Raw genomic sequence first — 11,331 nt, 5'->3', positions numbered from 1 at the left:
TCCGTCGTCAGCGAGTGCGGGGCAGCGTGCCAGCGAAGGGTAATCGTAGCCCTGCGTCATGATGCTGAAGATGTCGCCGGTTCGATAGAGCAGCCTGTCCGCAATCGAATCGAAGGCGGCGATATCGGCCTCGTCGAGCACGGCTTCACGCTGGCCGACGCGCAACCGCTCACCCACGCGCCTGCGCGGCGCGCGGCCGATTGCGAGGCAGCCGATGAACCGGTCGCGATGCCGGAACAACTCGGGTAGTGCCATAGCCGGCGGACTATTGCAGCATTTGCCGCACGCCGTGCACGCGAACGAGAAAGCGTTCACCACGGCCGGCGCACCGAGTCCTGATAGCGCATCAGAATGAAATGCGCGACGTCGAGCGAATGATAAGCGGCCACCAGTTGCGCAACCCACGGCTGAGTGCGGTCGGTGTCTCGCACCGTCAACACATTGGCATAGGGCGAGCGCGCATCTTCGAGACCGAGGCTATCGCGCGCCGGGTAAAGACCCGTGCGCGCCGCGTCGTCGCTATCGATCACGGCGAAGGCTACGCTGTTCAATGTGCCAAACAGACGTGCGCGCGGCACCTGGCGGATCTGCAGATTCAGCCGGTTGCTCATGATGTCGGCAAGAGTCGCGTGAAGGCCAGCCGTGTCCCTGAAGGTTAGCAGCGTGAAGTTCTGCAGCAGGATCAGGGCGCGCGCAGTGCCTTCCCGGTCGTCAGGAATCGCGATCGTCGCGCCGCGTTGCAACTGGCCGAGATTCGTCAGTTTGCGCGAGTACAAGGCGATAGGAAACGTCACGGTGGTGGCGACGCTCGTCAGCGCAAAGCCGTGTTGTTTGCGCTGTGTTTCGAAGCGTGGCTCGTCCTCGAAACTCGCCGCGTCGATCTGCTTCGCAGCGAGCGCGGCGTCGATACGTTCGGGCTGATCGAATACGACCACGTCCAGCGTGAGGCCGCGACTGGCCGCGACGCGGCGCACTTCGTCCATGATCTCGGCATGCGCGCCCGGACTCACACCCACTTTGATGAGTTGCGGCGCGGCGGCTTGCACGTGCTGAACCATCGAAGCAGCGACCAGCAGCGCCGCCGTCACGAATCGCCGAGCCTTCATGACGCGTCCCTCAACACCGTGCGAAAACCGATATGCGACGCGGGCAAATCCGCTTCCTGCTGTTCGCGCGACGCCGCCCGATAGCGCACGCAATAGTCGCGCGAGCACAGGAACGAGCCGCCTTTGATGACCATCGGCGTGTCGTGTTTGCGGCTGAGCGGCGCGACCGCTGCGGTGTCGCCGTTGGTGTGCGACTGGTGCGGACCCGTGTAGACGTCCCTGGTCCACTCCCATGCATTGCCGATCATGTCGTAGAGTTTGAAGTCGTTGGCGGCATAGCAGCCGACGGGCGCGAGACCGACGTGACCGTCCTCATTCGTATTGAGCACGGGGAACACACCTTGCCAGTAATTCGCGCTCGGCTTGCCGTGTTCGTCGCGCGGCGCGGTGTCGAGCTCCGCGCCTTCGCGGCCTGCTTTGCCCGCGTATTCCCACTCGGCCTCGGTGGGCAGATCGCGGCCCAGCCAGTGCGCGTAGGCGAGCGCGTCGGCTTGCGTGACCATCGTCACGGGCTGATTCAGACGGCCTTCGAGCGTGCTGCCGGGTCCGGTCGGATGATTCCATGCGGCGCCTTTCACCCATGTCCACCATGCGAGATCGCGCGCGTTCATCTCATCGCGTGTCGGCGTGTGAAACACCACGGCTCCACCCTGGCGCTCCGAATCGCTGACGTAGCCCGTCGCCTTCACGAACGCCGCGAACTGCGCATTCGTCACATCGGTTTGATCGATCCAGAAACCGGCGACGCGCGTCTTGCCGTCGCCGGCGGGACGCTCGTCTTCGTAACCGAGCTTGCTGCCGAATACGAAGTCGCCGCCACGCAGATGCACCATGCCGGCTTTCGGATCGTCGCGCCAACGCGAGGGTAAGCCGGCGTAGCGCTCGCATTGCTGCTCGGAGCCGAGTGCGGCCAACGGGCGCGACGTGTTGAGTTCATCGAACGCGCCTTGCTTGCCAACGCCGCTAAAGACCGCCGAAGCGGCCGTCGCGGCGGTAAAAGCGGCGGCGAATGCGACCGTGGCGATCGCGGCGCAGATGCTGTACAGCGCCGCGTTGCTCTTCAACCTGAATCTGACGGTCATTGCGTGCTCAGTAGTAACCGTGCGGACGCAACGGTTCCACGCCGCCGACGCTGCTCATATAGTTGTTCCACTGCTGCACGAGACCGTCGATCACCGAAGGGTTCTGCGTCGATACGTCCTGCGTTTCGCCACGGTCGGCGCTCATGTCGAACAGTTGCCAGTGACCATCCACGGGGCCGAGCGGCGGTTCCGTCCACAACGCTTTCCAGCGGCCGTCGGCGCTGCGCAGATAGCCGCGGCCGTAGGCTTCGTCGCCGAACGACGCGGTGTGCACCGCGCTCGTCGCCTGATCGTTCAACAGCGGCAGCAGCGACTGCCCGGTGACCGGATACACATAGCGGTTGTTGTAGACCACCTTGCCCTTGTTCTGATCGACGCCGGTCAGCGTATTGATGAGCGGCGGTGCGGCCTGCGTGGGCGGCGAGATCTGTGCGACGGCGAGGAACGTCGCGGTATTGTCGGTGACGTGCGTGAAGTCGCGCAGTGTCGGTTTCTGCGTGGTCTGACCCGGCAGATGGACGATCAATGGCGTGGACACGCCGCCTTCGCCCGAATAACCCTTGGTCAGACGGAACGGTGTGGCGCTGACTTCGGCCCAGCGCAAACCGTATTGCAGACGTTGTGCGTTCTGCTTGCCGTTGTCGGTGCCGAGTGCGGAGTAAACCGGATCGGCGGCGTTGGCGGTGTCGGTCGCGGTCGGGTCGGCGCCGGAGTCGATCGGCCAGCCTTCCGCGCCGTTGTCCGACTGGAACATGATGAAGGTGTTGTCGTACTCGCCGATATCCTTCAGGTGCTGGATCAGCAGGCCAATGTTGTGATCGAGATTCTCGACCATGCCCGCGTAGATCTCCATATAACGCGCCTGGGCTTTCTTCTCGGCGGGGGAGAGGCTCGCCCACGTCTTGTTCACCGTGCCCGGGCCGTAGTCGGTATAGCCTTGCGCGGCGCTATGCACGGCGCTCACGTACTTCGCGTTCACCGTGCCGTTGTTCGCCGTGGCCGCGGTAGCGACGAGCGTTTCCGATGCGCCGCCGTACGGCACGAAGTCGTTCGGAATGATGCCGAGCGCTTTCTGCCGCGCGATGCGCGCGTTGCGGATCGCGTCGTAACCGGCGTCGTATTTGCCGGCGTAGTTGTGCAGATAAGGCTCGGGTACTTGCAGCGGCCAGTGCGGCGACGTGTAGGCCGCGTAGGCGAAGAACGGCTTGCCGTCGCCCTTGTTCGAATCGATGTACGAGATCAGACGCTGGGTATAAAAGTCGGTCGAATAGAACACTGCGGGGCTGCCACCCGCACCGCCCGGTTGTCCCGGCTGGCCGGGCTGCACGTATTTGCCGTCTTCGGTGTAGTTCCTGGAGTTCGCGGGTTCGTGCGCGAAGTGATTGGTCGCGGCGCCACCAAGCAATGCATAGCTATGTTCGAAGCCCCATTGGTCGGGCGTTTGTCCGCCGCCCGTCGTGCTGCCGACAATGCCCGAGCCGATATGCCATTTGCCGGCCATGTACGTGTGATAACCGCCGTCCTTCAGCAGTTGCGCAACGGAGAGCGCACGATCGTTCAGATAGCCTTCATAGCCCGGCAGTCCTTTGCGCTCGTCGGTCGGCACGCCCATGGTGCCTTCGCCGACCAGATGGTGATCGGTGCCGGAGATCAGCATGGAACGCGTGATCGCGCAGACGGTGCCCGTATGGTGATTCGTCAGGATGCGGCCCGATTGCACCAGCGCGTCCAGATTGGGCGTGTTGATTTCGCCGCCGAACGCGTGGATGTCGGAATAGCCGAGGTCGTCGGCCATGATGTACAGAATGTTCGGGCGCTTCTGGGCGACTACGGGCGTGGGCGTCGGGCCTGGCAGATTGTCGTCGCCGCAGGAGGCGAGAGCGATGAGACTGGCGACGGCGGCGCCGATCATGCCAAGGCGAAAAGAAGGGCGCAGCGATCGTTGCGTTGTCATTGTTGTGCGGACCGGATATGTCGGGTCGCCGATGGTAGCAATGACGCCAGAACGCCCAAAGTTCGATTTCTGCGTTGCTTTGTTCGATTGCCGATATAGCGTTGCAGCGTGATACCGCGTATCAGCCGCGCGCCGCTTTCAGCCTTCAAACGCAGATGGCTAGTTGCCCGGATCGAGCACCGGCTTGTCTGGATTCGCAAGCGTTTTGTAGGGGAGTTGTGCGGCGCGCGGATTGGTGACGGTGTCGTCGATCACCCGCTCGACGTCTGCGGTTTTCGCGAGCTCGGTGAGGAAGCTCTGCTTGTCGAAGCCCGGCGCAACGCAGCCTTCCACGTAGATGAAGCGGCGTTGCAGCGTCAGCCAGAGCGTCGACTGTTCGCGCCAGTGCGTGGCGAAATTGATGTTGGTGAGGCGACGCTGCACGGCCTCGGCGATTTCCACGTCGTACAGATAGGCGTTCGATAAGCGGCAGCGGCCTTCCACCCAGCAACTATTGCCGCGTTCGATCCGGTAATGGCTGTCGTCGAGCCATTCTTTCTCGGTTTCGAGTGGCCCCAATGGCACCGGACAATCGCCGATTGCTTTGGAGATCTGAAAGAACGGATCGTGGCCGCGATTGACGCGCGCCGGTTCGGCATGGGCGTGAATAGCAGTTGCGGCGAAACAGATCAGCAGACTCGCTAGCCGCAATGGGATCGTGCGTTTCATCCTCATCAGCTCCAAATGTTGGGCGTTGATTAGAGTAGACGGAACGATAGCAGTGGTTGAATGTATGCAGCGCCGATTATGCGACGATCGCCGATCCGCGTCAGTCAGGTCTTCACCGGTTCGTGCGCCGGTTTTCGACCGCGAACTTGATCAACTCGGCCTGGCCTTCAATATCGAGCTTGCGTTTCAGATTCAGCCGATGCGTTTCCACCGTACGCACGGAGAGATCGTTGCGCTGGGCGATCTGCTTACTCGACAACCCTTCGGCAAGCGCATCCAGAATGTCGCGCTCGCGCGGCGTCAGCCGTTCGACGGGTGACTGCATAGCCGAAGCCTGAATCAGACGTGCGCCGAGTCCCGCGCTGAAAAACTGTTTGCCTTCGAGCACCGCGCCAATGGCCTGGATGATTTCGGTGGAGGGCGAGTCCTTCAGCACGTAGCCGCTCGCGCCCGCGCGCACGGCCTGCGTCACGTACTCGAGATTGTCGTGCATCGACAGCATGAGCACGCGAATTGCCGGGAAGCGCTCGTGAAACATGCCGGCCAGCGCGATGCCGCTCATTCCGTGCATGCCTACATCCATCAGCACGAGTTGGGGCTCCGCGCTCGCGGCCAGGGCGAGCGCTTCCTGCGCATTGCCCGCTTCGCCGACCACTTCGAGGTTGCGCACCGCTTCGAGCCGCGCGCGCAAACCGTCGCGCACGAGCGGATGATCGTCGACGAGAATCAGACGGGCGATAGCGGATGAGGCGTCGTTCATGGTCAGGTTTCCTGCAAGGCCGGCAATGTCGGCTCGGTCGATCCCAGTGGCACGCGCGCGGTGACGAGCGTGTGGCCGGCTTGTGAGCTGAGCGACAGTGTGCCGCCCAGCGCTTCGAGCCGCTCGCGCATGTTGCGCAGACCCACACCCGAGCGCCGGCCGACGAACACATGCGTCACGTCGAAACCGCGCCCGTTGTCCGCGATATTCAGCGCGACCGCGTCGTTCGATATTTCCAGTGCGAGCGCCGCGCTCGACGCGTGCGCGTGGTGCACGATATTCGTCAACGCTTCCTGGGCGATCCGGAACAGCACGGTGTTGACGGCGTCGGGCAAAGCCGCCGCGTGCGTGTGCGCGATCTGTGTGAAGCCGATCTCGATGCCCGACTGCTCGCTGAGTTCGCGCGAGAGTTGTTCCAGCGCGGCCGCCACGCCGAGATCGTCCAGCATCGACGGACGCAGCGCGTGAGAAATGCGCCGCACTTCGCGCAAGGTGTCGCCAAGCCGTGTCAGGCTGGTGGTAAGTGCGGCCTCTGCCGCGGGCACGCGCACTTCGCTGCGCTCGAAGCGCGCCAGCGCGGATTCGAGCAGCAGCTTCACGGAGACCATCATCTGGCTGATGCCGTCGTGCAGTTCGCGCGACAGGCGCGCCCGTTCGTTTTCCTGCGACTCCACCACCTGCTGCGCGAGCCGTTTCAGCTTGGCATCCGCGCTGCGGTATTCGGTGACGTTGAGCACGAGCGCGCACAGCGCGATCACGGCGAGTCCGGCAACGGCGATCGCGTCGATCCATTTCATCGTACGATCGATATTGGCGGCCGCGCGTTCGTCGATACGCGCGAGCGTGTTATCCACGTCGTCGAGATAGATGCCGGTGCCGATCATCCAGCCCCAGCGCTGCAGCGGCACTACGTAGCCGAGTTTCGACGCCACCTTGCCCGTCGACGGACGATGCCACAGATAGCGCACATACCCGCCGCCGCGCGAGGCCGCGGCGAGCAGTTGCTGAATGGTCAGCGTGCCTTGCGGATCGCGCAGTTCCCACAGGTCGCGCCCGACCAGGTCCGGCTCGCGCGGATGCATCAACGAACGGCCATGCATGTCGTAGACGAAGAAGTAGCCGTCCGTGCCGAAGTCCATTTTCTGCAGCACGTCGAGCGCGCGTGCGCGCAGCGTCGCGTCGTCGCGCGCATTGTCCTGGCCGGCGTCATAGAGCGGCGCGATCGCAGTGGTGGCGAGCTCGACGTAATGCTTCAGCTCGATCTCCTTGCTGGCCATGTACGCGGCCTGCGTGCTCGCGTGTTGCGTCTCGGCGAGCGCCGTGGCCTGCCGTTGCACACCGACTTCGATGCTTGCGATGGCGGCCAGGAAGGGCACGATCGCCAGCAGGACAATCTTGGCTTTGAGTTTCATGGTTGAAAAGACCGCTGACCGGCTACGTAGTACTACGTAGCCGGCTTACGTAGTTGCGCGCTTGTGAGGACGCTCACGAAGGCGAATACTACATCCCCACGGCATAGTGCGCCTTGCAGGCGGCTACGCCCATCGTCGCGCGCGTCGCGTGGCGTAATAAGCACCCGGTTTGTCGGGTCATACCCGCCAACCGGTTTCCGCGTGCCGGACCACGAGTCGTGGCGCGTGGTGTCAATAATAGACTTAGGAGATGATTGTGGAGACATCCCAACCTGCCGGCCGTTCATGGCTATGGCTGATCCTGTTGCTCCCATATATCGCATTGCTGTGGCTGCCGTTTTATAACGACACGCGTCCGTCGTTCGCGGGCTTTCCTTTCTTTTACTGGTATCAGTTCTTGTGGGTGCCGTTGACCTCGCTACTGATTTACGCCGTGTACCGAGGTGTCAAATGAGCGACGTTAATCCCGTGAATCCGGTTGCGATGACCGTCTTTATCGCGTTCTTCGTTCTCGTCACCGTGATCGGCTTCTTTGCTGCGCGCTGGAAACGGGGCGACCTGACGCAATTGCACGAGTGGGGCCTGGGCGGCCGCCAGTTCGGCACGGTCATTTCATGGTTCCTCGTGGGCGGCGACTTCTATACCGCCTATACGGTGATCGCAGTGCCCGCGCTGGTCTATTCGGTCGGTGCGTATGGCTTCTTTGCGTTGCCGTACACGATCATCGTTTATCCGTTCGTGTTCGCCGTGATGCCGAAACTGTGGAAGATCGCGCACGCGAAAAACCACATCACGGCCGCGGACTACGTGCAGGGCGAATACGGCGGCAAGTGGTTCCCGGCGGCTGTCGCGATCACCGGCATTGTCGCGACCATGCCATACATTGCGCTGCAACTGGTGGGCATGCAGGTCGTGATCAAGGGACTCGGCGTGACCGGCGAAATGCCGCTGATCGTCGCCTTCGTGATCCTCGCGTTGTATACGTATGCCAGCGGCCTGCGCGCGCCGGCCATGATCGCGTTCGTCAAGGACATCATGATCTACATCGTCGTGATCGCGGCGGTGTGGCTGATTCCGGCCAAGCTCGGCGGCTACGCGCATGTGTTCGACGCGGCCGATACGTATTTCAAGGCCAAGGGAGGCGCGACCGGCATCATTCTGAAGCCGACGCAGTTCACCGCGTATGCATCGCTGGCTTTGGGCTCGGCGCTGGCGGCGTTCATGTATCCGCATACGATGACGGCGGTGCTGTCGTCCTCTTCGGCGAATACGGTGCGCAAGAATGCGATCTTCCTGCCGGCGTACACGCTGCTGCTGGGTCTGATCGCGTTGCTCGGCTATATGGCAATTGCAGCCGGCGTGCATGTGAAGTCGGCCTCGGACATGGTGCCGGCGCTGTTCAACACGCTGTTCCCGTCGTGGTTCGTCGGCTTCGCGGCGGCGGCGATTGCGATCAGCGCACTGGTGCCCGCGGCGATCATGTCGATCGGCGCGGCCAATCTGTTCACGCGCAATTTGTGGCGTCCGCTCGTTTCGCCGAATATCTCGCCGGAAGGCGAGGCCTCCACGGCGAAGATCGTCTCGCTGGTCGTTAAGTTCGGCGCGCTGCTGTTCATCGTGTTCCTGCCGACGCAGTACGCGATCGACCTGCAACTGCTGGGCGGCGTGTGGATTCTGCAGATCTTCCCGGCAATCGTGTTCTCGTTGTACACGCGTCGTTTGAACACGCCGGGCCTGTTCCTCGGCTGGCTGGCCGGGATCGTGCTCGGAACCGGGCTGGCGATTTCGCAAGGCCTCAAGCCGGTGTACGCCCTGCATTTCGGCGATGCGGTCTATCCGGTGTATATCGGCCTGATCGCACTGACGGTCAATATCATCGTGAGCTTCGTCGTGTCGGTTCTGTCGCCGCGCAGGGTGGTGGCCGCAGCCTGAACGATCGTTGTCGAGGTAAAGCAACGCCGCGGAACTTGTTTGTCCGCGGCGTTTTTTTATTGCGGCCCGCAGCGCTAACCGTGCCGTGCGAATCGTTCCACACTAAACGGCCGGGGGTCCACGAGCGTTGCTTCGCCCGTCATCATTTCAGCGAGCAGACGGCCGGTTATCGGACCCAGCGTCAGCCCGTGATGCGCGTGGCCGAACGCGAACCACAAGCCCGGATGTTTTTTCGCGGGCCCGATGATCGGCAGCATGTCCGCTGTACAAGGACGGCGGCCCATCCAGGGTTCGTCGTCGAGACGCTTGCCCAAGGGGAACAGCGTGCGGGCGACCGGCTCGACCGCGGCGAGTTGCGTCGGCGTTTTGGGCGCTTCAAGATCCGCGATTTCCGCGCCCGTCGTCAGGCGGATGCCGCGTGCCATGGGCGCCAGCAGGTAGCCGCCTTCCGCGTCGAGCACCGGATGATTCAGGCGTGCCGTGCCCTGCGGCGCGTAGTGCATGTGATAGCCGCGTTTGACGGCGAGGGGCAAGCGGTAACCCAGGCGCGTACTCGCGCGCTCCGACCACGGCCCCAACGCCACGACCGCGGATGAAGCGGAGATCGTTCCCGCTTCCGTGTCGACGTGCCAGCCATCGCGCAGCGTATCCGCATCGCCGATAAAAAACCGTCCGCCGAGCGCTTCGAAATATCTGGCGTAGGCGGTGACGAGCGCGTTCGGGTCGCTCACGGAATCGGAATCCGGATAGCGCAGACCGCCCAGCAAGGTCTTGTCGAGATCGGGTTCGAGCTGTTGCAGGCGGGCGGCGTCGAGCGCTTCGAACTCGACTTCATATTCGCGATGCCACCGCTCGGCGAGCCGGGTTTCCGCGTCATGAGCCGCTGCGGTGCGGAACACTTTCATCCAGCCGATCGGGCGTAAAAGCGCGCTCGCGCCGGCCTCGGCGGCGAGCGCGCGGTGCTCGCTCACGCAATGTTCGATCAGCGTCGCGTACGACTTCGCAATGGCGGCGTGCCGCGTTGGATGAGAGTTGCGCCAGTACTGCCAGAGAAATGGCGCGGTCTTGAGGATCGCGTCGGCATGGTAACGAACGTCGGGCGACTGGTTGCGCGCATAGCGCAGCAACGTGCCGAGTCCGCGAGGAAACGCGTAGGGATAAACGCCTTCGCGCTGGATCAACCCGGCGTTGCCGAACGAGGTCTCGTTGCCGGGCAGCTTACGATCGACCAGCGCGACCTGGCGGCCGCGTTTCTGCAAATGCGCGGCAATGCACACGCCGACAATGCCCGCTCCGAGCACAACGGTATCGAATTTCATTCTGCTTATAGGCCTCGCTTGAAGTCGCTTTGTTCGAAGAGTGCCGCGATCCAGTCGACAAACGTTCGGGTCGCGCGGCGCCGTCCACAGGCGCGTTGAGGCGGGCGTTCATCTTACATGGAGTCGTTCGCTTTATCCGACCTGAGCCGGCGGGTTCGACGCTCGACCGCTCCGCCGCTCAAGTAAAATGCGCCTCGCGCACGGCCTGCGAATCGACTTGCAGCCGCTCAGGCGTCGACAGCGTGTAAACTGGCGACTTTTTTGCCTCCGGTGGTATGTCGCAACCCCCCCAGCGCACAGCCCTCAGCGGCCCGGCGCTCATTCGCTTACTGGCACGCCTCGCGGATGTCGATGTTCCCGAATCCAGGCAATCGCTCTCGGACCGGCTCAGCCAATGGCTCGGCTGGACCGACGCCATTGCGCTGTCCTCGGTACTGAACGGCAACCCGCCCGCCGTTGCCGCCGGCGCGCGCGGCTTCGGCGGCGCGGAGGAGTCGGAGTACGTCCGCGCGCGCAGTTCGCTGGCGAAGACCATCACGGGCGATAGCGTGTTCGCGGCCGACAGGCGGCGCGGGCCCGTACGCGCGTCCGCGCATGCGTCGTCGCAGAGTGCGCCCGCCGAGCCGGTGGCCGATTACGCGGTGTTCCGTCAACGCTATCTCTCCATCCAGCAGTCGATGGAAATGGCGATCGGCAATCTGCGCGGCCGCCTGCGGGGCATGCTGGCCACCAGAACACCCGCCATGGCGCGGCTCGCCGTGGTGGACGCCGTAATGGAGCGCGCACTGAGCGAGCGCGAGCGCAATCTGCTGGCCGCCATACCGGCGCTGCTGGCCGGGCACTTCGAGCGCTTGCGCGCGGCCGAGCAGGTGACGCTGGCCGCCGCCCAGGTGTCGGACGAAGCCGCGGGCGACGCAGCCAGCAACGCCGCGGCGCTCACCGCCGGCGCATGGCTGAATGTGTTCCGCAAGGACATGCAAAGCGTATTGCTTGCCGAACTGGATATTCGTTTACAACCGGTCGAAGGGTTGCTCGCCGCCCTTCGCGCCAGCTAACTG

The 11,331-nt window shown here is 63.4% G+C and carries 10 protein-coding genes; 3 read left to right on the top strand and 7 right to left on the bottom strand.

What is annotated here, in order from left to right; translation table 11 throughout:
- Positions 1–311 precede the first annotated feature (311 nt).
- From B0G82_RS22705 to B0G82_RS22680, 6 genes are all read right to left on the bottom strand, one after another.
- Positions 312–1,106: a MetQ/NlpA family lipoprotein gene (locus B0G82_RS22705; protein ID WP_121309122.1), complete on the bottom strand. Its 795-nt coding sequence runs from the start codon at positions 1,104–1,106 to the stop codon at positions 312–314.
- On the bottom strand, positions 1,103–2,188 hold the full coding sequence (locus B0G82_RS22700) for a formylglycine-generating enzyme family protein (protein ID WP_121309121.1): 1,086 nt from the start codon (positions 2,186–2,188) through the stop codon (positions 1,103–1,105). Before B0G82_RS22700 ends, B0G82_RS22705 begins: the two co-directional genes overlap by 4 nt.
- Positions 2,189–2,195: 7 nt before the next feature.
- On the bottom strand, positions 2,196–4,142 hold the full coding sequence (locus B0G82_RS22695; protein ID WP_121309120.1) for an arylsulfatase: 1,947 nt from the start codon (positions 4,140–4,142) through the stop codon (positions 2,196–2,198).
- Between the two features lie 159 nt (positions 4,143–4,301).
- The gene (locus B0G82_RS22690) at positions 4,302–4,850 is read right to left on the bottom strand and encodes a hypothetical protein (RefSeq protein ID WP_121309119.1); all 549 of its coding nucleotides are present in this window, start codon (positions 4,848–4,850) and stop codon (positions 4,302–4,304) included.
- A gap of 112 nt (positions 4,851–4,962) precedes the next feature.
- A complete protein-coding gene (locus B0G82_RS22685) occupies positions 4,963–5,610 on the bottom strand; it encodes a response regulator transcription factor (protein ID WP_121309118.1) in 648 nt (215 codons plus the stop codon).
- A gap of 2 nt (positions 5,611–5,612) precedes the next feature.
- Positions 5,613–7,022, bottom strand: coding sequence for a cache domain-containing protein (locus B0G82_RS22680; RefSeq protein ID WP_121309117.1), 1,410 nt, complete (start codon positions 7,020–7,022; stop codon positions 5,613–5,615).
- 256 nt (positions 7,023–7,278) lie between these two features.
- Here B0G82_RS22680 and B0G82_RS22675 point away from each other — a divergent pair, with 256 nt between their 5' ends.
- Both B0G82_RS22675 and B0G82_RS22670 read left to right on the top strand, forming a co-directional pair.
- Complete coding sequence (locus tag B0G82_RS22675; RefSeq protein ID WP_012426370.1) at positions 7,279–7,476, top strand: DUF3311 domain-containing protein; 198 nt, start codon at positions 7,279–7,281, stop codon at positions 7,474–7,476.
- A complete protein-coding gene (locus B0G82_RS22670) occupies positions 7,473–8,954 on the top strand; it encodes a sodium:solute symporter (protein ID WP_121309116.1) in 1,482 nt (493 codons plus the stop codon). The genes B0G82_RS22675 and B0G82_RS22670 overlap by 4 nt, the downstream gene beginning before the upstream one ends.
- A gap of 74 nt (positions 8,955–9,028) precedes the next feature.
- Here B0G82_RS22670 and B0G82_RS22665 read toward each other — a convergent pair whose 3' ends face one another.
- The gene (locus B0G82_RS22665) at positions 9,029–10,273 is read right to left on the bottom strand and encodes an FAD-binding oxidoreductase (protein ID WP_121309115.1); all 1,245 of its coding nucleotides are present in this window, start codon (positions 10,271–10,273) and stop codon (positions 9,029–9,031) included.
- A gap of 275 nt (positions 10,274–10,548) precedes the next feature.
- On the opposite strand from B0G82_RS22665, the gene B0G82_RS22660 reads away from it, so the two are divergent.
- Entirely contained in the window at positions 10,549–11,328 is a 780-nt protein-coding gene (locus B0G82_RS22660; protein WP_121309114.1) for a DUF3348 domain-containing protein, read from the top strand.
- Positions 11,329–11,331: the final 3 nt, after the last annotated feature.

It is taken from the genome of Paraburkholderia sp. BL17N1 (genome assembly GCF_003634175.1).
Classification (GTDB): Bacteria; Pseudomonadota; Gammaproteobacteria; order Burkholderiales; family Burkholderiaceae; genus Paraburkholderia.
The sequence above is the reverse complement of the archived record's forward strand: the minus strand, read 5'-3'. Positions and strand labels throughout refer to the sequence as shown.

Excerpts from the sequence above, each read along its gene's own strand:
- B0G82_RS22700 (WP_121309121.1), bottom strand. The coding sequence starts at position 2,188 with ATGACCGTCAGATTCAGGTTGAAGAGCAACGCGGCGCTGTACAGCATC.
- B0G82_RS22670 (WP_121309116.1), top strand. The coding sequence starts at position 7,473 with ATGAGCGACGTTAATCCCGTGAATCCGGTTGCGATGACCGTCTTTATC.
- B0G82_RS22690 (WP_121309119.1), bottom strand. The coding sequence starts at position 4,850 with ATGAAACGCACGATCCCATTGCGGCTAGCGAGTCTGCTGATCTGTTTC.
- B0G82_RS22680 (WP_121309117.1), bottom strand. The coding sequence starts at position 7,022 with ATGAAACTCAAAGCCAAGATTGTCCTGCTGGCGATCGTGCCCTTCCTG.
- B0G82_RS22665 (WP_121309115.1), bottom strand. The coding sequence starts at position 10,273 with ATGAAATTCGATACCGTTGTGCTCGGAGCGGGCATTGTCGGCGTGTGC.
- B0G82_RS22660 (WP_121309114.1), top strand. The coding sequence starts at position 10,549 with ATGTCGCAACCCCCCCAGCGCACAGCCCTCAGCGGCCCGGCGCTCATT.
- B0G82_RS22685 (WP_121309118.1), bottom strand. The coding sequence starts at position 5,610 with ATGAACGACGCCTCATCCGCTATCGCCCGTCTGATTCTCGTCGACGAT.
- B0G82_RS22695 (WP_121309120.1), bottom strand. The coding sequence starts at position 4,142 with ATGACAACGCAACGATCGCTGCGCCCTTCTTTTCGCCTTGGCATGATC.
- B0G82_RS22705 (WP_121309122.1), bottom strand. The coding sequence starts at position 1,106 with ATGAAGGCTCGGCGATTCGTGACGGCGGCGCTGCTGGTCGCTGCTTCG.